This window comes from Rhodoferax aquaticus (assembly GCF_006974105.1).
In the GTDB taxonomy this organism is placed as follows: domain Bacteria; phylum Pseudomonadota; class Gammaproteobacteria; order Burkholderiales; family Burkholderiaceae_C; genus Allorhodoferax; species Allorhodoferax aquaticus_A.
The window spans coordinates 2,256,040-2,282,671 of sequence record NZ_CP036282.1; the positions used below are offsets into that span (position 1 = coordinate 2,256,040).

26 protein-coding genes are annotated in these 26,632 nt (G+C 49.7%); 20 read left to right on the forward strand and 6 right to left on the reverse strand.

Going from position 1 to position 26,632, the window contains the following annotated elements:
* Nucleotides 1-13: 13 nt before the first annotated feature.
* From EXZ61_RS10385 to EXZ61_RS10395, 3 genes are read right to left on the reverse strand one after another with little or no spacing between them, the layout of a single operon-like run.
* Entirely contained in the window at nucleotides 14-553 is a 540-nt protein-coding gene (locus EXZ61_RS10385) for a hypothetical protein (protein WP_142811544.1), read from the reverse strand.
* A gap of 16 nt (nucleotides 554-569) precedes the next feature.
* Complete coding sequence (locus EXZ61_RS10390; protein WP_142811546.1) at nucleotides 570-854, reverse strand: DnaJ domain-containing protein; 285 nt, start codon at nucleotides 852-854, stop codon at nucleotides 570-572.
* Between the two features lie 36 nt (nucleotides 855-890).
* A complete protein-coding gene (locus EXZ61_RS10395; protein ID WP_142811547.1) occupies nucleotides 891-2,249 on the reverse strand; it encodes an undecaprenyl-phosphate glucose phosphotransferase in 1,359 nt (452 codons plus the stop codon).
* A gap of 364 nt (nucleotides 2,250-2,613) precedes the next feature.
* Between EXZ61_RS10395 and EXZ61_RS10400 the strand changes: the two genes are divergently transcribed.
* Genes EXZ61_RS10400 through EXZ61_RS10420 form a run of 5 tightly spaced genes read left to right on the forward strand, consistent with a single transcriptional unit; the run spans nucleotide 2,614 to nucleotide 8,380 of the window.
* Nucleotides 2,614-3,981 carry an outer membrane beta-barrel protein gene (locus EXZ61_RS10400; RefSeq protein ID WP_142811549.1) on the forward strand — a complete coding sequence of 456 codons (1,368 nt, stop codon included), beginning with the start codon at nucleotides 2,614-2,616 and terminating at the stop codon, nucleotides 3,979-3,981.
* A gap of 58 nt (nucleotides 3,982-4,039) precedes the next feature.
* Nucleotides 4,040-4,666 carry a polysaccharide biosynthesis/export family protein gene (locus EXZ61_RS10405; protein WP_201799125.1) on the forward strand — a complete coding sequence of 209 codons (627 nt, stop codon included), beginning with the start codon at nucleotides 4,040-4,042 and terminating at the stop codon, nucleotides 4,664-4,666.
* Nucleotides 4,667-4,683: 17 nt separating this feature from the next.
* Complete coding sequence (locus tag EXZ61_RS10410; RefSeq protein WP_142811552.1) at nucleotides 4,684-6,960, forward strand: GumC family protein; 2,277 nt, start codon at nucleotides 4,684-4,686, stop codon at nucleotides 6,958-6,960.
* 11 nt (nucleotides 6,961-6,971) lie between these two features.
* Nucleotides 6,972-7,694, forward strand: coding sequence for a tyrosine-protein phosphatase (locus EXZ61_RS10415; RefSeq protein ID WP_142811554.1), 723 nt, complete (start codon nucleotides 6,972-6,974; stop codon nucleotides 7,692-7,694).
* Nucleotides 7,695-7,699: 5 nt separating this feature from the next.
* Entirely contained in the window at nucleotides 7,700-8,380 is a 681-nt protein-coding gene (locus EXZ61_RS10420) for a tetratricopeptide repeat protein (protein WP_142811555.1), read from the forward strand.
* A gap of 9 nt (nucleotides 8,381-8,389) precedes the next feature.
* On the opposite strand, the gene EXZ61_RS10425 is transcribed toward EXZ61_RS10420, so the two are convergent.
* Complete coding sequence (locus tag EXZ61_RS10425; RefSeq protein ID WP_142811557.1) at nucleotides 8,390-9,073, reverse strand: transglutaminase-like cysteine peptidase; 684 nt, start codon at nucleotides 9,071-9,073, stop codon at nucleotides 8,390-8,392.
* A 78-nt stretch (nucleotides 9,074-9,151) separates the two neighbouring features.
* Between EXZ61_RS10425 and EXZ61_RS10430 the strand changes: the two genes are divergently transcribed.
* The 13 genes from EXZ61_RS10430 (at nucleotide 9,152) to rfbC (ending at nucleotide 24,783) form a co-directional block, all read left to right on the forward strand.
* Nucleotides 9,152-10,597, forward strand: coding sequence for a mannose-1-phosphate guanylyltransferase/mannose-6-phosphate isomerase (locus EXZ61_RS10430; protein WP_142811559.1), 1,446 nt, complete (start codon nucleotides 9,152-9,154; stop codon nucleotides 10,595-10,597).
* A 269-nt stretch (nucleotides 10,598-10,866) separates the two neighbouring features.
* Nucleotides 10,867-12,033, forward strand: coding sequence for a nucleotide sugar dehydrogenase (locus EXZ61_RS10435; RefSeq protein ID WP_142811561.1), 1,167 nt, complete (start codon nucleotides 10,867-10,869; stop codon nucleotides 12,031-12,033).
* A gap of 466 nt (nucleotides 12,034-12,499) precedes the next feature.
* Nucleotides 12,500-13,705, forward strand: coding sequence for a glycosyltransferase family 4 protein (locus EXZ61_RS10440; protein WP_142811562.1), 1,206 nt, complete (start codon nucleotides 12,500-12,502; stop codon nucleotides 13,703-13,705).
* A gap of 35 nt (nucleotides 13,706-13,740) precedes the next feature.
* Nucleotides 13,741-14,904: a hypothetical protein gene (locus tag EXZ61_RS10445; RefSeq protein ID WP_142811564.1), complete on the forward strand. Its 1,164-nt coding sequence runs from the start codon at nucleotides 13,741-13,743 to the stop codon at nucleotides 14,902-14,904.
* Nucleotides 14,905-14,908: 4 nt separating this feature from the next.
* A complete protein-coding gene (locus tag EXZ61_RS10450) occupies nucleotides 14,909-16,042 on the forward strand; it encodes a glycosyltransferase (protein ID WP_142811566.1) in 1,134 nt (377 codons plus the stop codon).
* A complete protein-coding gene (locus tag EXZ61_RS10455) occupies nucleotides 16,023-16,805 on the forward strand; it encodes a glycosyltransferase family 2 protein (RefSeq protein WP_142811568.1) in 783 nt (260 codons plus the stop codon). The genes EXZ61_RS10450 and EXZ61_RS10455 overlap by 20 nt, the downstream gene beginning before the upstream one ends.
* A gap of 22 nt (nucleotides 16,806-16,827) precedes the next feature.
* Nucleotides 16,828-18,942 carry a glycoside hydrolase 5 family protein gene (locus EXZ61_RS10460; protein WP_142811570.1) on the forward strand — a complete coding sequence of 705 codons (2,115 nt, stop codon included), beginning with the start codon at nucleotides 16,828-16,830 and terminating at the stop codon, nucleotides 18,940-18,942.
* A 36-nt stretch (nucleotides 18,943-18,978) separates the two neighbouring features.
* Nucleotides 18,979-20,247 carry an oligosaccharide flippase family protein gene (locus EXZ61_RS10465; RefSeq protein WP_142811572.1) on the forward strand — a complete coding sequence of 423 codons (1,269 nt, stop codon included), beginning with the start codon at nucleotides 18,979-18,981 and terminating at the stop codon, nucleotides 20,245-20,247.
* Nucleotides 20,248-20,309: 62 nt separating this feature from the next.
* Nucleotides 20,310-21,272, forward strand: a complete 963-nt coding sequence (locus EXZ61_RS10470) for a glycosyltransferase (RefSeq protein ID WP_168224742.1) — start codon at nucleotides 20,310-20,312, stop codon at nucleotides 21,270-21,272.
* Between the two features lie 55 nt (nucleotides 21,273-21,327).
* A complete protein-coding gene (gene rfbB, locus EXZ61_RS10475; RefSeq protein WP_142811576.1) occupies nucleotides 21,328-22,425 on the forward strand; it encodes a dTDP-glucose 4,6-dehydratase in 1,098 nt (365 codons plus the stop codon).
* Nucleotides 22,422-23,327, forward strand: a complete 906-nt coding sequence (gene rfbD / locus EXZ61_RS10480) for a dTDP-4-dehydrorhamnose reductase (protein WP_142811578.1) — start codon at nucleotides 22,422-22,424, stop codon at nucleotides 23,325-23,327. The genes rfbB and rfbD overlap by 4 nt, the downstream gene beginning before the upstream one ends.
* Before the next feature lie 2 nt (nucleotides 23,328-23,329).
* Nucleotides 23,330-24,241 (forward strand): glucose-1-phosphate thymidylyltransferase RfbA, encoded by a 912-nt coding sequence (gene rfbA / locus EXZ61_RS10485; protein ID WP_142811580.1) that lies wholly within the window; start codon nucleotides 23,330-23,332, stop codon nucleotides 24,239-24,241.
* Nucleotides 24,241-24,783, forward strand: a complete 543-nt coding sequence (gene rfbC, locus EXZ61_RS10490; protein ID WP_142808849.1) for a dTDP-4-dehydrorhamnose 3,5-epimerase — start codon at nucleotides 24,241-24,243, stop codon at nucleotides 24,781-24,783. The genes rfbA and rfbC overlap by 1 nt, the downstream gene beginning before the upstream one ends.
* Before the next feature lie 230 nt (nucleotides 24,784-25,013).
* Here rfbC and EXZ61_RS22600 read toward each other — a convergent pair whose 3' ends face one another.
* A complete protein-coding gene (locus EXZ61_RS22600) occupies nucleotides 25,014-25,154 on the reverse strand; it encodes a HepT-like ribonuclease domain-containing protein (RefSeq protein WP_142811582.1) in 141 nt (46 codons plus the stop codon).
* Nucleotides 25,155-25,398: 244 nt separating this feature from the next.
* Here EXZ61_RS22600 and EXZ61_RS10500 point away from each other — a divergent pair, with 244 nt between their 5' ends.
* Together EXZ61_RS10500 and EXZ61_RS10505 are read left to right on the forward strand one after the other, a co-directional pair.
* Nucleotides 25,399-25,677 (forward strand): ribbon-helix-helix domain-containing protein, encoded by a 279-nt coding sequence (locus EXZ61_RS10500; RefSeq protein WP_142811584.1) that lies wholly within the window; start codon nucleotides 25,399-25,401, stop codon nucleotides 25,675-25,677.
* Nucleotides 25,677-26,000 (forward strand): type II toxin-antitoxin system RelE/ParE family toxin, encoded by a 324-nt coding sequence (locus tag EXZ61_RS10505; RefSeq protein WP_142814199.1) that lies wholly within the window; start codon nucleotides 25,677-25,679, stop codon nucleotides 25,998-26,000. The genes EXZ61_RS10500 and EXZ61_RS10505 overlap by 1 nt, the downstream gene beginning before the upstream one ends.
* A gap of 211 nt (nucleotides 26,001-26,211) precedes the next feature.
* Here the strand turns inward: EXZ61_RS10505 and mntA are convergent, their stop codons facing one another.
* Complete coding sequence (gene mntA / locus EXZ61_RS10510) at nucleotides 26,212-26,622, reverse strand: type VII toxin-antitoxin system MntA family adenylyltransferase antitoxin (RefSeq protein WP_142811585.1); 411 nt, start codon at nucleotides 26,620-26,622, stop codon at nucleotides 26,212-26,214.
* Nucleotides 26,623-26,632: the final 10 nt, after the last annotated feature.

The window sequence follows — 26,632 nt, forward strand, 5'->3', positions numbered from 1 at the left end:
TTGCTGCAGCGAATTAGTCTTTGCGGTCGAAGCCTTGCTCCGCCATCCAGTCGGCACCCGCTTCATCTCGGGCTTGCGCTTCGCGCTCATCATCGCCGTCAAAGTCCTCACCGTCGTTGTCCGATGATTCGTCATCGTTGTCGTCGCTGGCGGTATGGTCACCATCTGCCTTGCCATACATGTACTCCAAGCCAGCTGCCACCGACAAAAGCCACGCACCTTTGGGCTGCTGCAGCACTAGGGCCGCCAGTTCTTTGGCCCAAGGCGCAAGTGTCACCAAGTTAGAGAAAGAGTCCCAATCCGGTAGTTCCTCTGACTCATGGCTAATCAAGTCTTCCATAGCCGCGGCATTGTGAAACCTGAACGCTTGATGAAACACAACCGAAACCATTTCTGGACTTAACTCGATCATTTGAATCAAGAAGCCAAGCTCTTTGCGGCGTTGCGCTAAGCGCTGCTTCAATACATCTCGACCCTCAGAGTCAAAGGTCAAATCATCAATTTCCGCTTGATAAGCTGGGCGCAGGGCGCGAAAAAACGGGGAAATACTCATAGATCAGCGCTGCAAATCAAGAAGACTGTGTAATGGTTGAGAAATAAGACTGCCAAATCTCGCGGGCAGTATCAATGGGGCTGTCCAACAAGTTGCGTTTGCGATTTTCGTCATACGCTTGGCGGGAGTCCGCATCAGACAGCACGTCATAGGCCTCCTGCGCAGTTCTAAAGCGCGCAGGGGCGTCAGCACTCGGGTTTCTGTCAGGGTGGTATTGTGAGGCTTTTTGGCGAAATGCCTTTTTGATGTCTGAGAGGCTTGCGCCAGCATCTAATCCAAGTGCTGAGTAATGGTCCGTCATTCAATATCAAGTATTTGGGGCAGTTGTTGCCCCACTTTAGTACACGTTCTTGTTTTGGATGGTCGCAAATGGGGTCAAAGCGATGATCTTCAAGTCTAGCCAAACGGACCAGTGCTCAAGGTAATAGATGTCGTGCTTGACACGACCTTCCATCTTGTCAAGCGTATCTGTCTCGCCCCGATAGCCACAGATTTGCGCCCAGCCAGTGATGCCGGGCTTAACCTTGTGTCGCAGAGCGTACTTGGGTATGAGCTTCACGTAGTCACGGTTGTGTTGCAGCGCATGCGGGCGTGGTCCTACGACAGACATTTTGCCTTGCAAAACGTTAATGAACTGCGGCAATTCGTCCAAACTGGTACGCCGCAAAAATCCACCCACTTTGGTAATACGCGCATCCGCACGCTTGGCTTGGGTCACGGTATCTGGCGCATCTTGGTGCAAGTACATGGACCTAAATTTGTAAACCCAAATTTCCTCGTCATTCCACCCCAGTCGCTTTTGCGAAAACAAAACGGGGCCGGGTGAGCTGACCTTGACCGCTATCGCAATGACGAGCAGTACTGGGCTCAGTAGCACCAGCGCAATCGCAGCCACCGTGTAGTCCACTAGGGCTTTGGCCACTGTTCTGCCGCCAAACATGGGAGATACCGAAATGTCCACCATGGGTATGCCTACGGTAATGCTCATACCGTGGTTAAGGATCTGGTACATCATGATGTCAGGCAGCAAGCGAATGTTTGCCACCGAGTGACGCAGCGAGTGCAAGACTTCTTCTAGGTTGGATTGGTTGGAGATACTCAGACCAATCCAGATTTCGTCAGGCTTCAGCTCTTCATCCAGCTTCTTCAGGTTGGTCCCGTCGCCGCGCAGCACCGTCCTCACAATGTCAAAACCGCTCCACGTGGAGTTTTCTATCCTCTGCTTAACGGTCTCTAAAACATGGGCATCTCCGTACAAAATCACCGTTTTGTGTTGGTATCCAGCACGGCGCATCCTCGCCATAGCTAAAAAAGAGATGACACGCGCGATCCATAGCGTCATGGTTCCCGCAGCAAGCCACGTAACAAGCCAGATCCGGGAATAGGTTTCAGCACTCTTCGTCAGGGCCAGTAACACAATGAGCAAAACCCACGTTGCCAACCACCCCACAGTAACCCGGCCCACCATAGACACCAAGGAGCCGCCTGGCCACATACGGTAGAGCTTCCCAAAGAGCAGCGCGGCAAAAAGCGCAGTTACAAGAATTAACAACTTTTCGTTCGGCCGGATCTCTTGAATCCCTGAAAAACGGATTTGAAACGAAATCCACCCACCCAAGCAAACCGCCAAAAAATCTAGCAACTGGACCATGAAGCCAGTGGCCGATGAAGACTTTCGAACTGAGAATGAGCTCACACGAAGCCTCCATTCATCAGCGCACCGTTTGAGACCCTGCTCACTCTTTCGTAGCTAGGGGGATTTGCTGCATCAGCGTATTTCATGGGTTTGCTCACCTGAATCCAAGTTGAAAAATCGCGCTTAGCTCTTGTTGGCTTTGTCGAACGAGTGTCGCATTTTATTGAGTCACAAGGCTGTTACCAATGTTGTGTGTGGCATTTTCGTGAAAAATGCCTAATACTCTTTCTTTGTTTTTTGGCAAGAGATGTTTCCAGTGGTTGCTACACTAGAATGTGTTAGCAAGTAAAATAATTTGCAACAATCAAGTCGCCTTGTTCTGGGTCTTCCAGGTTGGCGGTACCGTTTTATCCTGGGAGTTTTTATGCGCAGAAATGCTTTGGTAGTTTGTTTGGCGGCAGTGCTGCCCTTTGGCTTTGTCTCTGCTGCCTTGGCGCAGTCAGTGCCCGCGCCATCCGCCGATCAACCCGGCGATGCTGGCTACACACTTAAGAGCAGCACCTTAAAGGCACCAGCACCAAGCGCTCAGCCCGCAAATGCCACCTCTTATGAGTTGAGCGGCACCAGCATCTCGGGCGCAAGCAGCCTCACCCCTACCATACTGACCGCTCCGGTCTACTCAGCAGCGCCTTTCAAAACAGAGAGCGGCTTGTATTTGTACCCTTCCTTGTTTACCGGTGTGGGTTACAACAATAATTTGGCACGTACTGAGACTAACGCGGTGGGCTCAAGCTTCCTGACCGTCGCACCTCAGTTGGTTGCCGAAATGAAGAACAAAGGCGATCGTTATACGGTGCTCGCCGCAGTCAATTCAACCAGCTATAACAGCAGCTCAGACGACAACTCCACCAACGGTGAACTGACCTTGGCGGGTGACAACTATTTCAGCAGCCGCGCCCGCATGGGTTGGTCTTTGGGCCATGTCAATAGCAGCGATCCTCGTGGCTCTACCGCCAGAGCTAACAATACCAAGCCAGACAATTGGCATAGCACCAATGCCAATGGCACATTCATTTATGGTGCTCCTGAAGCGTCTGGCCGTTTGGAGTTTGATGTCGGTTCCCAAGCAAAAGTCTACGACAGCAATCGCGCAACCACTGCAGCGGCTGACGTAAACATTACCTCACTTGCCGGACGCGTTTTCTACCGGCTGGGAACCCGTTCGTTGGCTTTGGTTGAATTGCGTAATGCCAAAAACGCCTATGTGCAATCTGGTAGTACCGCAAGCAACACTGAAAATCGCTATTACGCGGGTCTAACGTGGGATGCTACAGCCGCCACTACCGGTATCGTCAAGGTGGGGCAGATGCGTAAAGACTTTGACACAAAGCTCGCCGGTCGTGACAACTTCACCGGCGGAAGCTGGGAAGGTACCTTGCGTTGGGCTCCTTTGACCTACAGCGTGGTGGACTTCCAGACATCGCGCGCTACGGCAGATGCATCAGGCGTAGGCAACTTCTTGCTGACAACCGGCAATGACGTGGTGTGGAACCACAAGTGGACACAGTCCTTGACTTCTCGCGTATCTGTTGGCACATTGTCCACTGAGTTTGTGGGCGACGCTGCTGCACGCAAAGACAATGCCAATAGCTATGGGTTGTCCTTAAACTACGCTGTGCTGCGTTGGTTGCAACTGGGGGTTGATTTGTCGGGTACCGACAGCTCTTCCAACAGTGCCAATGCGAGCTTTAAGCGCAATGTGACCATGTTCACATTGAATGCATCGCTGTAATCACTAAGCGCTAGAGTTGCTCAGGCGCGCATAGCGTGCTTGAGCTATCGGAGGTTTGATGATGGGGTACACCGTGCGTAATGTTTTCAATCTAGGCCTTCGTGGCTTTTTTTCTTTATGGGTCGCATTTGTCTTGATGCTGGGGTTCGCTACGCACTCGGGCTTTGCGCTGGCCCAAACAGCTGCCTCTATCGGCAGCGCCAAGCCCGCGCTAGCTTCACTTTCAACCTACCAGTTGGCGGCTGGCGATGTCATCACAATCCGTGTTTTTGGTGAAGATGATCTGAGCCGTGAAAAAGTTAAGTTGACAGACGCAGGCACCATCCCCTACCCAGTGTTAGGTGAGATCAAGGCCTTAGGACTCACAATAGGTGAAATTGAGAAAACCGTTACCAACGGGCTCAGCGGCAAATACTTGGTCAATCCTCGTGTGTCCGTCACCATCGAGGAATACCGGCCGTTTTATATCAATGGCATGGTTGAAAAGCCTGGCGCTTATCCCTTTCAGCCTGGCCTCACAGTGTTGAAAGCCAGCTCTTTAGCGGGGGGCTTTAAGGAACGCGCTTCTTTCTCGAAAATCTCCATCATCCGTGAGGGGGACAGCAAGGCCAAACCTCAGAAGGCTGAGATCAACACCCCCATCAATCCGGGTGACACCATCTTCATTGAAGAGTCCTTCTTCTGAATCTGAGTACCAAATTCATGTCTGAAACACAAGCTACTACGGCAGCCACTGCAGTAAAACCGCTTTTCCTGAACAACCCCGAAGAACAAGAAGCAAAGCTTGACTTCGTTGAGTATTGGCGCACTCTACGCAAACACAAGTGGGCCATATTTGCCTTTGCGCTTGTGGTAACTTTGGTTGCCGGTGTCATTGCGTTTGTAAGCACCCCTATCTACGAAGCCAAGACCACACTGCTTATTGAAACCAATAAGCAGAAAGTGCTATCAATTGAAGACGTATACGGCGGCGTAGGGGCATCGCGCGAATACTTTCAAACCCAAGTAGAAATCATCAAGTCCCGAGAGGTTTCTCTCAAAACCATTATCAAACTCAAGCTGTTTGATAATCCTGTGTATGACCCTCGGGTTCCACCTAAGGGCTTTGCAGCATTCGTCAAGCAAATCGGCTTTGCCACTGAAGAAGCACCCAAGGAGTGGACGGAAGAAAAGCTCGCAGAAGCGGTTTTGGCCAAGTTCACAAGCGACTTGTCGATTGAGCCTATTCGTCTGAGTCAGTTGGTCGTCATTCGTTTTGCTTCGCCCGATGCGGCGCTAGCAGCGAAGATTACTAACTCTTTGGCACAAACTTATATTGAGAACGACTTAGACGCACGCTACCAAATGACGCGCACGGCGTCCGTTTGGCTGCAAGAGCAGCTGACGGGTTTGAAAGAAAAGATGAACCAGTCCGAGCAAATCTTGCAAGGTTTCCGTGAGAAGCAAGGCATCGTCAAGATGCAAGAGAACGCGCAAAACGGTGCATCGCAGCAGGTTGAGCAGCTGCAAATGCGCTTGATCGAGGCACGCACTCGCCGTGCCGAAGTCGAGTCCACCTACAAGACCGTACAAGAGGCCGCCAGCGCGGGAGACTTAGCCTCTCAGCCAGCGGTACTTGTGAGTCTGCAAGTGGCTGATGCCAAACGCCAAGCGTCTGAGACCCAGCGCGCGTTGTCAGAAGTCTCTCAGCGCTATGGTAAAGAGCACCCCAAGTACGTAAAAGCGGAGTCAGAGTTCAAGTCGGCCAGTGACAACTTAAACCGCCAGATTGAATTGGTGGTAGGTGGTATCAACAACGAGTACCAACGTGCTCGCAGTACTGAAAAGACGCTAGAGGCAGCGTTGTCCAGTGCCCGTGGTTCGGTGCAGTCGGTCAACCGCAAAGAGTTTGAGTTGGGCGTGTATGAGCGCGAGGCGGACTCTAACCGCCAGATGTACGACATGTTCATGAAGCGCGCCAAAGAAACCAACGTTGCGGGTGACCTGCAGACTACCGTGGCCCGCATCGTAGACATGGCGCCCGTTCCACTGAAGCCTATCAAGCCCAACAAGCCGTTGATTGTGGCGGTTGCACTCTTCATGGGCTTGTTAGTCGGCATCATGTTGTCATTGCTCATGGAGCTGCTGGACAACACGCTCAAGACCACGGAAGACGTAGAAAATCGCCTCAAGCAACCTTTGTTGACCGTGCTGCCAATGCTAGATAGCAAGGAAACAGAGCGCAACATCAGTGGTCGCATGGTGCTGGATGCACCTAACTCCTTGTACGCTGAAGCCATTCGAACCGCCCGAACCGGTGTTTTGTTGTCTTCGGTCGATTTGCCTTCACGCACCTTGGTGGTCACTTCCAGCGTACCTGGGGAGGGCAAAACCACCTTCTCCAGCAACTTGGCGAATGCCCACGCACATACCAAGAAAACGCTTTTGGTTGACGCCGACATGCGGCGCCCCAGCGTGGCCAAGTCTTACGGTATTGATCCTTTGTCTTTGGGCTTATCTGAGTTGGTGGCAGGTACCGCAAAATTGAGCGACTGCCTTCACAAGGTTGATGGGTCTAACCTCATGGTGATGACGTCTGGCGCTATTCCGCCCAACCCGTTGGAGTTGCTGCATTCCGCGCGCTTTGCCCAAACTCTTGAAGTGTTGGCGCAGAACTTTGAAATCATCATTATTGACTCACCCCCTGTGGAGTTGGTCAGTGATGCCATGGTCATTGCCGCCATAACGTCCGACGTCATTTTTGTTACCAAAGCCGTAAGCACACCGTACCCGTTGGCGCGCAAATCTTTGCAGCGTTTGCGTCGGGCCAACGCCCATATCGTGGGCGTAGTGCTCAACTCTTTGGACTTCAACAAAGCGGAGAAGTATTACGGCGAATACTCTGGTTACGGCAAACATGGCTACGGCACTTATGGTTCTACCTACGGTGGCACTTACGGTTCAGGCAATATTGCGCCCGCCGCTAAGAAAACCGTGTGATCTAAACTGCAATGATTGATCTGCACTGTCACTTTTTGCCCGGGGTGGATGACGGCCCAGAAACACTGGACGAGGCTCTAGACCTTGCCCGCGCTGCGGTGGCTGATGGCATTACCCACTCGGTGTTGACGTCGCATGTGCACCCAGATCGTTACCCTAACCAGCGGCGTAATTTAGAAGGCGCGGTGGCATCGTTTACCGAAGAGCTGGCCAAAGCTTCGATCCCTTTGAATGTGCGTATGGGGGGCGAGGCGCGGCTCTGCCCTGAACTGATTGATTTGGTGGCAGAAGGGCAAGTGCCGTTTCTCGGGGAAGTGGGCGGCTACAAGATATTGCTGCTTGAGTTTCCCCACCAAATGATTCCTGTGGGCAGCATTCGGTTTATCAACCATTTGACCCGCATGCGCATCAGGCCCTTAATCGCCCACCCAGAGCGCAATAAAGCGGTCATGGCCAACGTAGAAAAGATCAACGAGTTCACAGAGGCCGGGTGCTGGTTACAGCTTACCGCCGGGTCACTGGCAGGGCGGTTTGGCGAGCAAGCCGAGCAAGTGGCCTTTGCGTTGATCGACGCGGGTTGGAACTGTTTAGCTGCTACTGACGCGCACAACTTGCACAACCGCCCACCGCGTTTGCAAGAAGCTAAAGACGTGCTGCAACAGCGCTATGGGGAGCAAGTTGCTCACAATATGGTGTACGGCAAAGCCGCCAAAATCATTGGTTTAGAGGCTTAAGCGCTGTGTCAGAAGCCGCTCTAGATAACAAGCCAAGCTTAGGTGCAAAGCTAGGGGTTTCACTGGCGGGTCTTGCTTTGGTCATAGGTGCGGGTTTTTCGCTGTATTACGGTGTGAGAGCCGCATGGCCAGATGCAACTTCATTGCCTACACGCTGGCGACTTGCTGAGTGGCGCGATGGTAGGGGCCCGCTCGCAACGCTAGAGCTCTGGGCCGCAAGCCGTGACGATTTGCGTGCTGCCCTCAAGCTAGAACCTAACAATCCTCAATTTTATGAGGACTTGGGCTACCTCCATGCGGTGCGAGCACAAGGTATGGGTGTGTTGCGCCCAGACGATGGGCAGTTTACGTTTCAAAAGATATTGTTGGACGAAGCCATTGACAACTACCGCTCTGCCGGGGCATTGCGCCCCACGTTCCCATACCCATTTGCCTACTTTGCCTACCTTAAAACGCTAAGCGGCCAAGTGGACGATGCCATGTGGGCTGCTTACGATCGGGCCTACACTTATGGCAAGAATGAAGCCGGTGTCCAATTTATACTGGCGCAAGTGGCCATGCCACAGTGGCAGCTCATGACGGATGATCGTAAAGTTGCGTTCAAAGCCATGGTTGCTTCGGCGCAAGTTGATGCCAAGAAAAAACTGCTGGAAACCGCAACGGCCAACCGCGTCGACCTGAATTAGCAAGAGCCCTTACATCCGCTGCTCTTTGGCGAGTTTTTCCAGCAAGTCGCGCCACAGCCGCACGTTACTGGCGCCCCCTTTGCGGGCGGCTCCCCCTGTTACCCACAAGTCATCGTCATTGAAACCGTACACAGGTTCTAGGTCTGTACGCTGTGAGGCAGGGCGAATGTCACCAATCAAGTTGTCCAAAATGAGGGGGTCCGCATCTGGGGTGGGGTAGTACGCGAGCACCATATGGGCTTCGCCAAGGCGCAAGGCACGCACATAGGTAATGCGCAGCTTTTCAACCGGCACACCAATGTCTTTGAGCGACAAGTATTTGCTGATGGAGTAGTCTTCACAATCGCCCCCAAACGAACCCAGCAGTTCAACCGGAGTGGCCCAGTAGTCCAATACTTTCCAGTGCTCTAGGTCAGAGATGTACGGTACTTGGTTGAAAAAGGAATTCACCACCTTCATGGTGGCGGGCTCGGTTTGCCCTTTGTCGGTGGCGGCTTTGCTGTCGCGCACCACGCGCTGCCACACTTTGAGTCGGGGTGGTGCTTCGCGGCCCCACCTTTTCTCTACATAGCTTACTAAGTTGTCTGAAAAGTCCAACAAGCCGGCCCAGCCGGGGGCCACAAGCGCAACTGACAGGAGCAGACAGGCCACTGGCACATGCGGTTTCTTCAACCAAGACAAGCCTAAAGCCATCAACCAATCTCCCTGAAATGGACACCAAGCATCTTAGCGCCCAATGCGATAATTTAAGCCTAATCAAGGAGTAGAAATATGAGCCAAACCGCCCAAGTAGCGGCAGTCGAGATTGTTCCCGTGGTCATGTGTGGTGGCAGTGGCACCCGCTTGTGGCCTTTGTCTCGCAAGGCCTTGCCCAAGCAGTTTGTTCCCTTGGTGGATGGCAAAAGCCTGCTGCAACTCACATTAGAGCGCGCCAATTTGCTCGGGCCCAAGGCGGTGGTGGTGGCCAGTGAAGACCATAGGTTCTTGGCGCAAGAATGTGTGCAAGCCGCCAAAGTGGCTGCCACTATTTTGTTGGAGCCAGTAGCGCGCAATACCGCTGCCGCTATGGCGGTTGCTGCGCTCAACGCCCCGTCCAAAGCCCTCTTGGTGTTTTTGCCCGCAGACCATCACATTCCTGATGCGGTAGCCTTTGCCAACACCATAAAAACGGGTGTTGCTTCTGCCCAAGCGGGCTCTATCGTTACCTATGGCATTCAGCCCACCTACCCCAGCACGGCCTATGGCTATATTCAGCAGGGTGCATCTTTAGTGGGGCAGGGCGGCGCTTGCGCTGTGCAGCGCTTTATCGAAAAGCCCAACGCCCAAAAGGCGCAGGAGCTGCTCTTGGCTGGAGGGCACTTTTGGAACGCGGGCATCTTCATGTGCGAAGCAGCTACTCTGATCACGGCACTAGAAGCTTACGCCCCAGACATCTTGGCCAGCTGCCGCAAGGCAGTGGCAGAGCAAACCCCTGACGGTGACTTCCGCCGCCTAGACAAAGCCTCGTTTGAGCAATGCCGCTCTGAGAGCATTGATTACGCGGTGATGGAAAAAGCCGCCCAAACGCCCGGTCATGTGGCCGTGCTCCCGTTTGTGTCCGCTTGGAGCGATGTGGGGAGCTGGAACGCAGTGGCCGAACTGTCTGCCCCAGACGCGCAAGGCAACCGCATCCACGGCCAAGGCCACACCGTCAACGCCAGCAACACCTACATCCACGCCCCGCACCGTCCCGTGGTGGCCCTGGGCACCAAAAACCTGCTCATCGTAGACACGGCAGACGCACTCTTGGTGGCCGACGCCGACCACGCTGAGCAAGTGAAAACCGTAGTGGCACAGCTAGAGGCGCAAGGCGTGTCTCAAGCCCAGCACCATCGCCGCGTGGCACGCCCCTGGGGCGCTTATGACAGTGTGGACTCTGGCGAGCGTTTTCAGGTCAAGCGCATAGTGGTCAAGCCTGGCGCTAGCTTGAGCCTACAAATGCACCACCACCGCGCCGAGCACTGGATTGTGGTGAGTGGTACCGCCGAGGTCACCAACGGTGACAAGGTCTTGCTGCTCTCCGAAAACCAAAGCACTTACATCCCCTTGGGCCAGGTGCACCGCTTGGCCAACCCGGGGAAAGTGCCACTAGAAATTATTGAAGTGCAGTCAGGCACCTATCTGGGTGAAGACGACATCGTCCGCCTAGAAGACACCTATGGACGGGTGCTTAGTTAAGTCCCACTAGTTAACTAAGCGCCGGTAGATTATTGCTGACGGCTTCTAGACGGCATATCTAAACGCATGCTGCCGAAGACGGAATGGTTACATCGACGTTAGCCCTTGAACTACCGGCTAATGTGCAAAAGTGCGGCTTGTCGCACTTACAAGATGTTGCAAATGGCGGGTTTTGCAACATCTTCAGTTAAACTGCATTAGGGGAGTGCATAAAGTTCACAGCAAGATAGAACGGCAACCCACAATTGTTCGCACAAGGGAAGCTTCTGATGAAAATCGCCATTGCAGGCACCGGCTATGTCGGGCTGTCTAACGCCGTTCTGTTGGCCCAACACAATGAAGTGGTGGCGATTGACATCGTACCCGGCAAGGTGGCTATGCTGAACGCCAAGCAAAGCCCCATTCAAGACCCTGAGCTAGAGCACTACCTGGCGCACACGCCCCTAAACCTTAAAGCCACGCTAGACAAGGTTGAGGCTTACACAGGCGCCAGCTATGTAGTCATAGCAACCCCCACTGACTACGACCCTGAGACCAACTGCTTCAACACCGCCAGCATAGAGTCGGTGGTGAAAGACGTAATGGCCATCAACCCCCAAGCGGTGATGGTCATCAAAAGCACGGTGCCAGTGGGCTACACCGCCAAGTTGCTAGAAACCACTGGCAGCCCCAATATCATCTTCAGCCCCGAGTTTTTGCGCGAAGGCAAAGCGCTGTACGACAACTTGCACCCCAGCCGCATTGTGGTGGGCGAGCAGTCTGAGCGGGCCGCCACCTTTGCAGAGTTGCTACGCCAAGCCGCGAAAAAAGACAATATCGACGTGCTGCTATGCGGCAGCACTGAGGCAGAGGCCATCAAACTCTTTGCCAACACCTACTTGGCCATGCGCGTGGCCTACTTTAATGAGCTGGACACCTACGCAGCCATCCACGGCTTAGACACTCGCCAAGTTATTGAAGGCGTGTGCTTGGACCCCCGCATTGGCAAGCACTACAACAACCCCAGCTTTGGCTACGGCGGTTACTGCCTGCCTAAAGATACAAAGCAGCTGCTTGCCAACTACAACGCGGTGCCGCAAAACATCATGCGCGCCATAGTGGACAGCAACACCACGCGCAAAGACTTTTGTGCCGCTGAGATATTGAAGCGCAACCCCAAAGTGGTGGGAATACACCGTTTGGTCATGAAAGCAGGTAGCGACAACTTTAGAAGCAGCAGCATCCAAGGCATCATGAAGCGCCTTAAGGGTAAAGGCGTGGAAGTCATCGTGTTTGAACCTGCTTTCACAGAAGACAAGTTCTTCAACAGCCGCGTGGTGAACGATTTGGCGCAGTTTAAGGCGGACGCCGATGTCATCGTGGCCAACCGCATGACCGCTGATCTGGACGACGTGGCGGTCAAAGTCTATAGCCGCGACCTGTTTGGACAGGACTAAATCAATAGAACCCTCAGTATCATATGCTCCTCGACACCCAGCATCAAAGTGCCATCCGTGCGGCGTATCAATACCCTTGGGCGTTAGAACACAAGTACATTTATATTGCGCCCGATCAGATGACTTCAAGCGGGCCGGGGCACCTACTTTCTCGTCACGGCAGGCTGAAGTGCCTTGCGTGTCTACATGCATACGGAGTTTGCCTTGTTAGTCAAATTTCAATTTGCAGTATTGCTTCAGTATGGATTGAGTTCAGTGTTTTTCAACTCAAAGACTGACTTCACCTCTTCGTTGATTCAAGGAATACTTATGTCTTTTTACATGATATTTATCTAAGTATCCTTCCATCGATAAATAACCTCTGAGTTTTAAAAAATTTCGATGAAACGCATTTCTCCGACTTTGTTATATCTAGCACTTGTTTGCATTGGATTGATAATAACTCATCAATTTCTCAACTCGCCGCATGAAAATACTATTTATTAACGCATTTTATTATCCTGATGTGGGTGGTGGGGCTGAATATACACTAAAAACCCTAGTGGAAGGCATGCAACAACTTGGACATCAAACAGTCGTGGCCGCTACTAGACCAATTGGGAATTCTTCGTTGACCATGATCAATGATGTAAAAGTATATAGAGTTTCACTTTTTAACATATATTGGCATCTAAAGTTCATAAAACGGAGTAAGGTGCTTAGGCTTGCTTGGGCGATATTGGATATTTTTAATCCTGTAATGGCCTGGCGTTTTCATCGAATTTTATCGAAGGAGCAACCCGATTTAATAGTTATGCACAACTTGGTAGGGTGGTCCGCTTCTGTTTATGCTGTATTGCTTAGACATAAGATTCCATCTGTCCAAGTTCTACATGATTACTATAATTTGTGTCCAAATAGCATGATGTTTTCGAATGGAAGCGCATGTAAATCGATATGCAAGACTTGTGCTGTCGCAAGGTTGCCTAATCTGTTCTTTTCGAAAAAAATTCATGGCTTAGTTGGGGTTAGTCGCTTTGTCCTGAAGTCGCATATAGATAGAAATTACTATAAGAATGCAACCGCTAGAATTGCGATTCACAATGTTAACCATGCAAACTCTGACGATTTAACCGTAAAAACCAAAGAATTCTCAAATGGAACATTGACCTTTGGCTTCATAGGCAAAATAATCCCGGCAAAGGGAGTCGCGATGCTTCTAGATTGCTTCGCAGACATTGATTTTCAGTCTTGTAAATTGGTTGTCGCTGGTTCTGGTGAGGTTGATTTTGTTGAAAAGCTGAAAACTTCTGCTGCACATAATATTACTTTTATCGGTCAAGTGGACTCGTCTGAGTTCTACCGTCAGATTGACGTATTGATCGTACCTTCTCAATGGCACGAACCACTTGGAAACATCGTTCATGAAGCCTTTCAATATGGTATTCCGGTTATTGCCTCAGATGCTGGTGGAATACACGAGATGATTATGCAGGGCGAATCTGGATTCGTATTTAATCAATTATCTGTAGCAGATTTAAAGCGTCAGATGTTGAAGTTCGTGCATTCTAGAGAACTGTTGAAAACAATGTCTTTGCACGCCAGTAAAGCTGCTATCCCATATCAGGATAAAAAGGCTTGGTTAGGAAAGTATCATGATCTATTTAATAAGATAGTTGTTGATGCCCTCTGATTGGATTTTAAGTAAAAGGTTTGGGTGAAAGTAATATGGCAAAAATTAGTATTGGGGTTCATATATTATTTTTAGTGAATATTTTGCTTGCGTCTGTTTGCATTTTTGCGCCTACAATTCCAATTGTATTTCCGTTATATTTGGGGGTGGTTACATGGCTTGCTGCAAGAAAAGAGATTGTACTAAATGGTAAAGTACTGCTTTCATATTTTGTATGTGCAATGTTTGCATCATCCTCATTTGTTTTAAATATAGGCTCTGAAAATACATCCTCTCTGTCGTTTTTCTATTTTTTACTTTTGTACCTCCCATTTATATTTGACGTGCAATTGTTGAAGAGCGAGAGATTTGCTTTGATTTTTTCTCAGTTAATGCTCGTCGTTGCTACGTTCACATTACTGCAGTTTCTGCTGCAGCAAGTTGGTTTCGGCTATTACTATATCGGCGATTTTCTGCCAGATGACTTTCTGCTTATCGGATACGCACCACTGTACGAATATCCCTTTGGCTCAGGTATCTTTAAGCCAAATGGGTTTTTTCTTTTGGAGCCAAGTTTTCTGTCTCAGTTTATGGCGTTAGGCCTAGTGGTGGAGTTTTATAGCAAAAGACGTTATCACTTCATATTAATTTTTGTTGTTGCATTATTGCTTTCACAAAGTGGAACAGGAATATTGATTGTGTCTGGACTAATTGTCCAAGAGTTCTTTCGTGCAAAGACAGACAATAAAATTAAATTCTTTGTCTCTATTGTCATGTTGTCAATTTTTATTCTGCCCTTCATAAGCTTGGATTTCTACGCGAGCAGAGCGACCGAACTTGGGGTTGAAGACTCCTCTGCGTTTATTAGATTCGTAGCTCCGTTCGTCCATGTTTCCTATTTATTTGACAATGCATCTTTGGGAGATATCGCTTTCGGATTTGGACCTGGAAGTTCCTCTAGAGTATATTTTAGCACTGAGGCCAATCATTTGTTTAGCACAAAATCAGCCATAGAGTACGGAGTATTTTTTCTTTTAGCAATACACGTTTATGTCTTAGTCTTTATTTTTAAACGAATTGAGAGTAATTTCAGACTCCCACTTTTTGTATTTGTTTTTTTGGCTAGTGGATCATTGCTGCAACCAATTACCATTGTTTCAATGTTTCTATTTCAGTTTGTGAGCGTCCCTGGCACAAGGCCAAAGTTCAATATTTTCTAATTTCATGAAAATTCTCTTTGTAACCCTTGGTGACTATCTTTCACCCAAAACCGGTGGTGCGCGATACACAAGTGAAGTGCTTGAAATCCTGCGGCAAAATGATTTGGAAGTGCTCTCTCTGTATGATTTTATTTTTGTGCGTTCAAAGTATGTTCGTTTGGTTGCGGCGTTATTGATTTCACTACTAAGAAAAATGCCGCTTCCGGTTCTATACTTCTATAGTAGTAGTTTTGAAAGAAAAGTGCTGTCGAGAATATCTGAGCTTGAGAAGGACGGTAAATTTTGTTTAATATTAGATCATCTGGAATTGTGCTATTTATTGCGGAAGCTTAATAGTGATGGAAACTACAGTGTTGTCCATTTAAGCCACAATCAAGAGCAGAAAATATTCTTGGATAAGTCAGGTGGTGGGCGGTTCTATAGGTATTCTGAATATATGTTTCCGTACTCTGCATTTGAGGGCAGGGTTTTTAATTCTGTCGACGCAGTAGTTTCCATATCAGAAACAGATTCGGAGTACTTCTCGACTCTTAATCCGAGTGTATCGCTGCTGACGTTGCTGCCAACATTTTCTTATACGCCAAAGACTAAAACCGAACTGCGGCGTGCGAATGCGTTACCCAAAAAGCTCGTCTATTTGGCTAATTTAGCTTGGATGCCGAATATGGAGGGGTTGAAGTGGCTGATTTCCGAGTTGGCCCCAGTTTTGCCGAGGGAGTTTGAAATTCATGTTTATGGCGGTGGTCTTGATGACAATAAAGCGGCAACGCTGAACCCTCCTAGTAACGTTTTTCTGAACGGATATGTCGATGACATCAATGAGGTTTTTGATAATGCTTTCTTTTCGTTGTCTCCGATGCAATACGGCGCTGGGATAAATATAAAAGTTACTGAAAGCCTTCATAATCAAGTCCCAGTGATTGTTTCTAGTATCTCTTACGAGGGAATTCCTCTGAAATACACAAATGGTTTGATTAAATTGGATTTAAATGCTGGTTTGTGGGTTGATGAGTTGCGAAGGTATCTTGCATCAAGTTCGGAGTATGAAACGTTGAGAGGCTGTATTCAGTATCCTGCACCTTCTGAAATGGCTGTAAAACTAAATGAGTTTTTAGAAGATGAGTTACGTAAAAAATAAAGTTTCCCTGATAGTCCCGTTTTATAAAGCCGGAGAGTATTCGACTCAATTGATGGAGTCAATCGCTTTTCAATCGCTTCTGCCCGATGAAATTATTATTGTCGATGATGGGATGGGAGACGGCGTCGATGATTTAATTTCAGCAATTGTCCGATCCAATCTAGGTGATCGAGTGATATTGCTCTCATCAATTAAGAATCTTGGGCCTGCTGGGGCTCGTAATCTGGCATTATCAATATCATCCTCCCAATATGTAGCATTTTTAGATTCGGATGATGCATGGAAACCTGATTTCCTAAGTTCAATGTTTGGCGAAGCTAAAGTGAAGCAGAGCCCGTTTTTGATTTCCGGTGCGGAGTTCTATTCTCGCGGAGAGCTTAAGAATATACTCTTGCTTCCGAAAGTATTGACGATGAATATGTTACTTCAGACTTGCCCAATTCTTGTTCCGGCTGTTCTCATCGATAGATGCAGAACCGGCGATTTTAAATTTCCAGAGGTGCGGCAAGAGGACTATGCATTGTGGTTAGATATCGTAAATAGAGTAGGGGAGGTGCACTGTTTGAATAGACCGTTGGTCTCAATTCATCGGCGTGACAACTCGGTGTCATCAAACAAGCTAGATGCTGCGCTTTGGCAATGGCGCACACTAAAGCAATTGGAAGGCGTTTCCCTAACACGCCGAGTTTTCCTATTCTCAGTTTATGCTATTAATGCCATATTAAAGCGAGCTAAGCGTAACTACACCCCATTATTTTTATGAATCTGCGAGTAATGTGATTAGTATGATCGGCTTTTACAGATTTATGGTGCAGTTGTCGTTACTATTTCTATCTGGATCATGTTTTTCGCAAAGCATCTATCGCTTTACCCTTTTTGAGGGGGCGGCTGTAGACTCAGGATTTCAGTTGAAAGTTGAAATCGAGAATACTTGCAGATCAAAAGAAGAGTGCAGCCTTAATGACGCTAAAATTGTTTTTAGTGCAGGCAATAAAGGTCGGTTACGCTACTTAGTTTATAACAAGCCACTTAACTATGGGGAGGCGTACGAGTTAACGGTCGATGTCCGTTCTCCGCAGCGATTTGATCTTAAGATTAATGATATGCACGTCGGCACTATTTCCAGTGGTGTTGATACCATACCCACCTTAAAGTATTCAGGCTTTGGCATGCCTCACTGGAGTAGCTGGAGGGCTCAGTACTACGTTCGCCAAGGAAGAGTTGATTTTGGCTCAGGTGATGGACAGTCAATTACAGTGTTTGGTAAAAGACGTAATGGCTGGCTAAGACGGCCTATATTTGGTCGTGAACCTTTGCAAAAAATGACAAATGGGGGAGGTCAATTTCCAGTCTCACTCAAAAGTGTCCGCACAAATTTTGAGTTTGAACGAATGGTCGAGCTCAGCAAAATGAAGCCCATAGTTGACTCATATGGACAATTGATTAATTCTGAATATGAAGGTAAGGTGGTTTCCGATAGTGATTTTGGAAATACAATTCAGCAGGAGGATTCTATTCTTGATGCGTGGTTGTCGTCTAACTCAATAGCTGATGCTGATTTACCAAAATTGACGGGAACTGGTTACTATCGAGTGGAAAAGTATAATAGTTTTTGGTGGTTAGTCTCACCCACAGGTGACATTAGTTTTTATCGTGGACTAAGTAGTGTCCCTGGTACTGAGTGGCCATCTACACCTGTAACGGGAAGAGAGCATCTGTTTGAATCTCTGTCTAGGGATGATGGCTTTCCTAATCGCTGGCTCGTAGATTCGCCATGGGGAGAGCGCGGTACTAAATATTTTTCATTTACGGCAAGTAACTTGGAAAGAAAATATGGCGAGAAGTGGATGGATCGGAATAAAAAAAATACAGAGCGTAGACTTAAGGCTTGGGGTTTTTCTGGTGCCGGGAAGTGGGGTCAATTAGAGAATTTTCCTTATTTTCCGGTTTTAAATCGCGATGGGGTTCCTGTTGTTGTAGAGCATCCAGATATTTTCGATCCACACGTTCGGAGTATTTTTTATGACCGAATCAAGGAACAAATTGGTTCGAGGATAAATGACTCTAACGTGGTTGGTTGGTCCATTGGAAATGAATATTCAGAGATTATTAAAAAGCATGAAGTTGTAAAGACATTGAAGATACCCCGTGATTTTCCATTAAAAAGGAATTTTATTGACTACGCGATTGTGAATCTGTATGACGGTAATTATGAGAAATTGAGTAAGAGTTGGAAGTCTTCTACAAAGACTCGCGATGCTCTGTACAGCGCGGCCATTGATGTGGCGCCTTCAGATGTTGAAAGTTTAAGACTTTTCTATGCTGATGCTTATTATCAATTCTTGTATAGAATAATTAAGGAAATTGATGCCAATCATTTGTATTTTGGATTTTGGATTACTCCCGGTTGGTGGGAAAACTCATCTGATTGGTTAACCCTTGCCAAGCACGTTGATGTCATTGGCTTTGATCGCTACTCAATTGATTTCGTGAATAAAGAGCTTGCACAATTAATTTTTCAAGCCAATAAGCCAATACTTGTTGGTGAATTCTCTTTTCCCGCGCACTATAGTGGGAGTCGTGGTTTTGGTATGTATTCCAACTTGGATGTAGAGGGTGATGCTGATTCTGGTGATTTTTATTCTGCCTGGCTAAGCGAAGCTGTGATCAATCCATTTTGTATTGGTATAAACTGGTTCGAATATAGAGATCAGCCAATTACTGGACGAGGGTCACTAGATCAGTTGGGACTGGTGATTGGTGAGAATCATGCATTTGGTTTGGTTTCTGTAACTGATACGCCAAAATGGCATCTCGTGGAGAAGATTCGGCGTTCAAATGTATCCGCAGACAGTTTTCGTTATTTGGAAAGTCTTAAGGCGAATATCGGCGTCAAGTAGAAAATGTTTTTATAATCTTTGTTTATATTAAGTTCTATGCCTTTTGATTACAAAAAAGTCAGATTCAATGTGGTGCTTCTCTCGGCAATACAAGCTTTTGATTATGCGATACCGCTAGTTGCAATTCCATATTTGTTGCATACGTTGGGCGCAGTTGGATATGGAAAAATTGCTTTTGTACAAGCGTTTTGTAGCTACTTTGTCCTGTTAATTGATTTTGGGTTCAATTGGACTGGTGTTCGTGATATTGCTGTCAATGCATCAAATAAGGAGTATATTGCGCGACTGTTTTGGCGTATACAAATTATTAGATTTATTTTGTGTTCTATTTCCATCGGAGTTATTTGGACTGCCATTATATGGATGCCGGGCCTATCACCATATGCAAGTGTGTTGAAGGTGGGCTGCCTAATTCTCATTGGCGCTGCAATTTATCCACTATGGCTTCTACAAGGGTTAGAGAAATTGCGGGAGTCGGCGTTAATTCAGATCAGTGTTCGTTTACTGATGCTGATGTGCGTTTTTGTTTTTATTAAAGGAGAGCAGGATTTAGTTCTTGCGGCTGTTCTGTTGATGGTGTCGACTCCACTTTCAGGTATTATAGCGTTGTTGTTTTTGTCATTTGGAAGAAACATAGATTGGCGTCAACCTAGTCGATCCGAGTTGGTAAGCGAGTTGTTGAATTCTTGGCATGTATTTCTGACGTCTGCTGCCTCCTCTGTATATAGGTCTAGTAGCGCTGTTGTTTTGGGACTTGTGACTGGCCCACAGGCCGTTGCTTATTTTGCTACCGCGGAAAAGGTCGTAAAGGCGACGCAGGAGATGACTCGGCCTATTGTTCAGGCCACCTATGCGAGTGTCAGTGCACTTGCTAGTTCTGATCGGAATCAGTGCTTTGTTCTGCTTAGGAAGATATTTTACTTTATTTTCTTTTTTTGCGCGCTTTCCTCGTCCGTTCTGTTGTTCTTTGCCGGTGACATAGTTTATTTCTTCTATGGGAAATATATTGAAGAAGCTCGATCGGTATTGATGTTCCTGGCGTTTGTGCCACTCGTAGGTGGCTTAAATTCGGTGCTGGGTGTGCAAACTTTGCATGCACTAAATTTTTCTAAAAGTTTTTCTTATATGGTCGTGTTGACTGGTGCTTTTCATTTGTTGGTAATATTTCCGTCTGTTTATTGGTATGCTGAAAATGGTGCTGCCGTATGTTTTTTGGCTAGCGAGATGTTCTTACTTGGATTGCTGGTTAGATTTCATTTTCGTAACAATATTTTAGTTTTGCCGAAGTTAGGGGGGGTATGGTAAGTTGCGCTTTGGACGGTAGGGTAGTTGTTGTTACCGTTACTTATGGACGACGTTGGCATCTTTTGAGTCGTACGATCGAAAGGGCTCGTCAGGAAGGTAGTGATGGCGTTATCGTTATTGATAATGGCTCGGAAGATAATATATTGTCGCTTGTTTCTGATTTGTATGGCGGGTTTTGTTCTGTTATACAAATTGATCGAAACATCGGCTCTGCCGGTGGTTTTAAAGCTGGTTTTGAAGAGGCATTGAAAAGCGACTTTGATTTTGTATTGTTACTTGATGATGATAATTGTCTTGAAATTGGAGCGCTCATTAAGCTACGTAAAGCGTTCGATGTTGAGTTGTCTGCATTGCCCTTGGGGAGCTCAAGTGGTTTGATCGTGACGGCGTTTAGATCAGATCATCATCCTGAGATTGCGATGGGTTTCCCTCCAGACCGCGTTAATCCGCGGCCTTCGAGTTATATTGGCTTTCATATAGTCGATTTACCGAGAAAGCTTATTCGAAGAATTTTTCCTGTTACTAAGAATAGGAAAGGGCTAGTGGAAATCAACAAAGTCGAATTGAATTTCGCACCTTGGGGTGGGCTTTTCTTTCATCGTTCATTAATTGGGCGATTTGGGTTTCCTCTTGAGAATTTTGTCTTGTACATTGAGGATACTGAGTATACCTGGAGGGTAACGTCTGGCGGAGGGAAGATTGTTTTGATTACTTCTGCGGAGGTAGAGGATATAGATAAGTCTTGGAATGTGACTGCTCCGGGAACCAACCCAGGTGGTATAGCATCTCTTATACTAGGGGAGGGGGATTTTAGGGTTTACTATAGAATGAGAAATCTTGCTTTCTTTCAAAGACATATACTTCCGCAAAGTTTCTTGAAGACGGTTAACTTTTACATGTATTGGTCTATCGTTTTTTTGTTTGCTGTCCGTTACAGACGCTTGGATCGGTGGAGATTGATTTGCGTTGCTTTACGTGATGGGCACGCCAAGCGTTTGGGTGTGAGCCCCTTGTTTCCATTGTGAGTTGATTGGTGTTTGTCTGTTGGGTTGGTTTTTTGAGTAGATTGGTTGTCTTTTTATGATCTTAGTTACCGGCGGTGCCGGCTTCATTGGCAGCAACTTCGTGCTGGACTGGTTCGTGGGCTCGACGGAGCCCGTGGTCAACCTCGACAAACTCACCTACGCAGGCAATTTGCAAAACCTGGCCGCGCTAGAAGGCAACCCGAACCACCACTTTGTGCAAGGTGACTTTGGCGATGCCGCCTTGGTGGCACAGCTGCTGGCCCAGTACCAGCCGCGTGCCGTGGTCAACTTCGCCGCCGAAAGCCATGTAGATCGCTCCATCCACGGCCCAGCGGACTTCATTCACACCAATATCGTTGGCACGTTCAACCTGCTGGAGTGTGTGCGCAGCTACTGGGGCGCGATGGATGCCACAGCCAAGGAAGCCTTCAGGTTCTTGCACGTCTCCACCGACGAGGTCTACGGCTCCTTGGCCAAAGACGACCCCGCCTTTACCGAACAACACCGCTACGAGCCCAATAGTCCTTATTCCGCCAGCAAGGCTGCCAGCGACCACTTGGTGCGCGCCTACCACCATACCTACGGCCTGCCGGTACTCACCACCAACTGCTCCAACAACTACGGCCCCTTCCATTTCCCAGAAAAACTCATCCCGCTGATGATCGTCAACGCCCAAGCGGGCAAGCCCCTACCAGTGTACGGAGACGGCCAGCAAATCCGCGACTGGCTCTATGTCAAAGACCACTGCAGCGCCATTCGCCGGGTCTTGCAAGCGGGCACCGTAGGCGAGGTCTACAACGTAGGCGGTTGGAATGAAAAACCCAACCTCGAGATCGTGCACACCGTGTGCGCGCTGCTGGACGAACTCAAACCCCGTGCCGACGGCAAGCCCTACCAAGAGCAAATCACCTACGTGACCGACCGCCCAGGCCATGACCGCCGCTATGCGATTGATGCCCGCAAGTTAGAACAAGAGCTGGGCTGGAAGCCCGCAGAGACTTTTGAGACTGGCATCCGTAAAACCGTGCAGTGGTATTTGGACAACCCCGAGTGGGTGCGCAACGTGCAAAGTGGCGGTTACCGTGACTGGATTGGCAAGCAATATGGCGAGCACAGCGGCGAACACAAGGCCCTCGACAAGGTCGCCGTATGAAGATCCTGTTATTCGGCCGTGGCGGCCAAGTGGGCTGGGAGTTGCAGCGCTCGCTAAGCGTGCTGGGCGAGGTGGTGGCCCTGGATTTTGATGCTAGCCACAACCCACAGGGGCTGTGCGGGGACTTCACCGATCTGGAAGGCTTAGCCCGTACAGTCGCCAGCGTGCGCCCCGATGTGATCGTCAACGCCGCCGCACACACGGCAGTGGACAAGGCTCAGAGCGAGCCCGAGCTGGCACGCACGATTAATGCCCTTGCGCCCGCTGCGCTTGCACAAGCAGCTACTGAAATAGGAGCATGGCTGGTGCACTACAGCACCGACTATGTGTTCGACGGCAGCGGCGCCGCCCCGTGGAAAGAAGCCGACCCTACCGACCCCTTGAGCGTGTATGGCCAGACCAAGCTTGAAGGTGAGCAGGCGGTCGCCCTGACCCCTAAGCATTTGATCTTGCGCACCAGCTGGGTGTACGCCACGCGGGGTGGCAACTTTGCCAAAACCATGCTGCGCTTAGCCGGCGAACGGGATGCACTGACCGTGATCAACGACCAGTTTGGCGCGCCCACCTCTGCAGAACTGTTGGCAGACGTCACCGCCCATGCGATCCGCCGCCTGCAAACCCAAGCCGAACTGGCCGGGCTGTACCACTGCATTGCAACGGGTGAGACCACCTGGCATGGCTACGCCCAGTTTGTGCTGGAGCAAGCGGCAGCACTGGGCCTGCCGCTGAAAGCTACAGCAGACAAAGTGGCCCCAACCCCCACCAGCAGCTACCCCACGCCGGCCCAGCGGCCTTTGAACTCACGCCTGGACACCAGCAAGCTGCAAGCCGCCTTTGGACTGCGCTTGCCGCACTGGCAAGACGGGGTCAAGCGCATGTTGATTGAAATATCAGGGAAGTAAGTATGAGCAACACCTCCAACTCTTCAGGCGGCAAGCCACGCAAAGGCATCATCTTGGCTGGGGGCTCGGGCACCCGGCTGTACCCCGCCACCCAGGCGGTGAGCAAGCAGCTCTTGCCCGTGTACGACAAGCCCATGATTTACTACCCCTTGAGCGTGCTGCTCTTGGCGGGTATCCGAGAGGTCTTGGTCATCTCCACCCCCCAAGACACGCCGCGCTTTGCGCTGCTGCTGGGCGATGGCAGCCAATGGGGCATGCGCATTGAATACGCAGTGCAGCCGTCCCCTGACGGGTTGGCACAGGCCTTTTTGATTGGCGAGCAATTCTTGGACGGAGCCCCCAGCGCCTTGGTGCTGGGTGACAACATCTTCTACGGCCATGACTTTGCAGGCTTGCTAGAGAGCGCCACCACGCAAACCCAAGGTGCCACCGTGTTTGCCTACGCCGTGAACGACCCCGAGCGCTACGGCGTGGTGGAGTTCAATGACAAAGGCCATGCCATCAGCTTGGAAGAAAAACCCACGCAGCCCAAGTCACGCTATGCGGTTACCGGCCTGTACTTTTACGACGACAAAGTGGTGGAGTTGGCCAAGCAGGTCAAGCCTTCAGCGCGTGGCGAGTTGGAGATTACCGACCTCAACCGCATGTACCTGGACCTCGACCAGTTGGATGTGCAAACCATGGGCCGCGGCTATGCCTGGCTAGACACCGGCACCCACGAATCCATGATGGAAGCCAGCCAGTTCATCTACACCATTGAAAACCGCCAAGGCCTCAAAGTAGCGGCACCCGAAGAAATCGTGTGGCGCAATGGCTGGATTGATGACGCGCAGTTGCAGACACTCGCCAAACCATTGGCCAAATCGCAGTACGGCAAGTACCTGCTCAACCTCCTAGAACACAAGGTGTATTGATGAAAGTGACAGCATTGGCCATTCCCGATGTGCTCGTGATTGAGCCGCGCGTGTTTGGCGATGAGCGTGGTTTTTTCTACGAGAGCTTTAACCAGCGCGACTTTGCCAAAGCCACGGGCGTGAACTTGCCCTTTGTGCAAGACAACCATTCCAAATCTGCCCACGGGGTACTGCGCGGCCTGCACTACCAGGTGCAAAACCCGCAAGGCAAGTTGGTGCGCGTGACGGCAGGCGAGGTGTTTGACGTGGCGGTCGACATTCGCCCGCAATCCCCCACGTTTGGTAAGTGGGTGGGGCAAATTCTGTCGGCCAGCAACAAGTGCCAGATGTGGGTGCCACCAGGCTTGGCCCATGGCTTTGTGGTGCTGTCTGAGCACGCAGAGTTTTTGTACAAAACCACCGACTACTACGCCCCAGAGCATGAGCGCTGCCTTGCTTGGAACGACCCGACCGTAGGCATCGTGTGGCCGCAGATGACGGGGTCGCCCAAACTGTCTGCCAAGGACGCGCAAGGTGCGGCGTTTGCGCAGGTGTTTGGGTAGGTCACCGCACGGTGGTCACTATCAATTCAATAGCTGCCTGCCCAGTATCTGTGGGCGGCAAGGCCCTGTTTGGCATTGGAATCGATGCACCCCGTGTGCCCAACACACGCTAGAACTACAAGCTTTGGCAATCCCACTGTTTTTCTTAGGGCCAGGACCACATCCATGGCCTGGTGCAGTCTTTGACTTCTACTGTTTTTTTGTCGGTCTATCCGACGCAGTGCATTCCATCAATTTGCTGTGTTTTCGCGCAACAAAACAGCGCTTGTAAACTGCGTAAATTCGCCTAGGTGCTGGGTGATCACCGTTTGCAAGATGGGCACAAGCAAGCTTTGGTAGTCGTGCACGGCGATGTTTCTGAAGGCAACCATGTGCTTGAAGGTCTGGCGATATCCACTGGGCCTACGCCAATAGTTCAAATACTGCTCTTGCGCTTTGTGTCATGCCGATATTTGGTGACGTGAGCGTAAGCAGTGCGGTATGTAGCCTGCTACCGATTTGGCTGTGGATATTGAATATTTTGTTTGGTGGTGCCGCAGCTTGCAAGGTTTGTTGGGTGACAGGAGGTCGGTTTTTTAGTAGGATTAAATCCCACTTTCTGGCAAGGAGCCCCATATGCGGACCACCCAACAATTCAGCGTGACATTGCCCATAGAGATGGCCAATTTAGTGAAAACCAAGGTTGCTGGCGGCGAATACGCTACTGAGAGTGAGGTCATCCGCGATGGGTTGCGGGCGCTCATTGCACGCGACCGAGCGGTTGACAATTGGTTGGTGCAGGAGGTGGCTCCCGCCTACGATGCACTGAAGGCAGACCCAGGCCGTGCGCTTTCGCTTGAGCAAGTGCGTGAGCGGTTGGCGGCCCAACACAAGTTGATAACAAACGCGGTGTGATGCTCTACCGCGTTGTCTTTGCGCCTGAAGCACTGGCGCAATTGGAGGCCTTGTATCGCTATGTAGCTCAAGCGGCGTCACCAGACATTGCCGCCCGCTACACGGATGCCATCGTCGCTTACTGCGAGGGTTTGGAGTCCTTTGCACTAAGAGGTACGCGCCGTGATGACATTCGTCCGGGTTTGCGTGTCATCAACTACAAAAAACGGGCAGTCATTGCATTTGCAGTGGATGCTGAAGTGGTTTCAGTCATTGGAATTTATTTCGGTGGGCAAGACTACGAGTCTGTTTTGCAGTGGGACGAAGATGCCTCCAATGAATAGGGGCTTAAGCATTATTTTGCGATTGCTATGCTTGTGGGAGCATCTAGCGAACTCCAGCCAAAGCGGCTTAATTGGCTGGTGAATAGCCAGCGGATCGTCTAAGTTGCCTCGATTCATTGTGTGGCGTTGTCGCGCAACAAAACAGCGCTGGTAAATTGAGTAAATTCGTCTAGGTGCTGGGTGATGACTACTGTTTGCAGTATGGGCACATTCAAGGTTGCAGCATCTTGGCGGGTGAAGTCGGTGGCAAAGGTGCCAAGGTTGCGCGCGTATTCTCGCTCAGTACATAGGTTTCAAACAAAGCGGCTTGCAGCCCATTGCTCCACAGGGGTACCCCTGTAGTAATCACCTGGTATTGCATGACGGTGGAGGCAGCGCGCAAATCCAGCAGGTCTACATCGCAATGAACCAAGTCTGCCACTTGGTGAGAAAGCTCCCACAGCTGCAAGGCTGGCACATAGCCAGCCACCAACACAGCCAGGTCAAGGTCACTGCTGGCGGTAGCTTCCCCGCGTGTTTGGCTACCAAATGCATAGATTGCCATGCAGTTCGGTAGCGCAGTTAGCAGATGCTGCACCACTTGGGCTTGCGTTTGGGCGAGTGCATAGGCGCTTTGTGTCATGTTTGCTTGG

Excerpts from the sequence above, each read along its gene's own strand:
- EXZ61_RS10385 (WP_142811544.1), bottom strand. The coding sequence starts at position 553 with ATGAGTATTTCCCCGTTTTTTCGCGCCCTGCGCCCAGCTTATCAAGCG.
- EXZ61_RS10390 (WP_142811546.1), bottom strand. The coding sequence starts at position 854 with ATGACGGACCATTACTCAGCACTTGGATTAGATGCTGGCGCAAGCCTC.
- EXZ61_RS10400 (WP_142811549.1), top strand. The coding sequence starts at position 2,614 with ATGCGCAGAAATGCTTTGGTAGTTTGTTTGGCGGCAGTGCTGCCCTTT.
- EXZ61_RS10405 (WP_201799125.1), top strand. The coding sequence starts at position 4,040 with ATGATGGGGTACACCGTGCGTAATGTTTTCAATCTAGGCCTTCGTGGC.
- EXZ61_RS10410 (WP_142811552.1), top strand. The coding sequence starts at position 4,684 with ATGTCTGAAACACAAGCTACTACGGCAGCCACTGCAGTAAAACCGCTT.
- EXZ61_RS10415 (WP_142811554.1), top strand. The coding sequence starts at position 6,972 with ATGATTGATCTGCACTGTCACTTTTTGCCCGGGGTGGATGACGGCCCA.
- EXZ61_RS10425 (WP_142811557.1), bottom strand. The coding sequence starts at position 9,073 with ATGGCTTTAGGCTTGTCTTGGTTGAAGAAACCGCATGTGCCAGTGGCC.
- EXZ61_RS10430 (WP_142811559.1), top strand. The coding sequence starts at position 9,152 with ATGAGCCAAACCGCCCAAGTAGCGGCAGTCGAGATTGTTCCCGTGGTC.
- EXZ61_RS10435 (WP_142811561.1), top strand. The coding sequence starts at position 10,867 with ATGAAAATCGCCATTGCAGGCACCGGCTATGTCGGGCTGTCTAACGCC.
- EXZ61_RS10440 (WP_142811562.1), top strand. The coding sequence starts at position 12,500 with ATGAAAATACTATTTATTAACGCATTTTATTATCCTGATGTGGGTGGT.
- EXZ61_RS10445 (WP_142811564.1), top strand. The coding sequence starts at position 13,741 with ATGGCAAAAATTAGTATTGGGGTTCATATATTATTTTTAGTGAATATT.
- EXZ61_RS10450 (WP_142811566.1), top strand. The coding sequence starts at position 14,909 with ATGAAAATTCTCTTTGTAACCCTTGGTGACTATCTTTCACCCAAAACC.
- EXZ61_RS10455 (WP_142811568.1), top strand. The coding sequence starts at position 16,023 with ATGAGTTACGTAAAAAATAAAGTTTCCCTGATAGTCCCGTTTTATAAA.
- EXZ61_RS10460 (WP_142811570.1), top strand. The coding sequence starts at position 16,828 with ATGATCGGCTTTTACAGATTTATGGTGCAGTTGTCGTTACTATTTCTA.
- EXZ61_RS10465 (WP_142811572.1), top strand. The coding sequence starts at position 18,979 with ATGCCTTTTGATTACAAAAAAGTCAGATTCAATGTGGTGCTTCTCTCG.
- rfbB (WP_142811576.1), top strand. The coding sequence starts at position 21,328 with ATGATCTTAGTTACCGGCGGTGCCGGCTTCATTGGCAGCAACTTCGTG.
- rfbD (WP_142811578.1), top strand. The coding sequence starts at position 22,422 with ATGAAGATCCTGTTATTCGGCCGTGGCGGCCAAGTGGGCTGGGAGTTG.
- rfbA (WP_142811580.1), top strand. The coding sequence starts at position 23,330 with ATGAGCAACACCTCCAACTCTTCAGGCGGCAAGCCACGCAAAGGCATC.
- rfbC (WP_142808849.1), top strand. The coding sequence starts at position 24,241 with ATGAAAGTGACAGCATTGGCCATTCCCGATGTGCTCGTGATTGAGCCG.
- EXZ61_RS22600 (WP_142811582.1), bottom strand. The coding sequence starts at position 25,154 with ATGGTTGCCTTCAGAAACATCGCCGTGCACGACTACCAAAGCTTGCTT.
- EXZ61_RS10500 (WP_142811584.1), top strand. The coding sequence starts at position 25,399 with ATGCGGACCACCCAACAATTCAGCGTGACATTGCCCATAGAGATGGCC.
- EXZ61_RS10505 (WP_142814199.1), top strand. The coding sequence starts at position 25,677 with ATGCTCTACCGCGTTGTCTTTGCGCCTGAAGCACTGGCGCAATTGGAG.
- mntA (WP_142811585.1), bottom strand. The coding sequence starts at position 26,622 with ATGACACAAAGCGCCTATGCACTCGCCCAAACGCAAGCCCAAGTGGTG.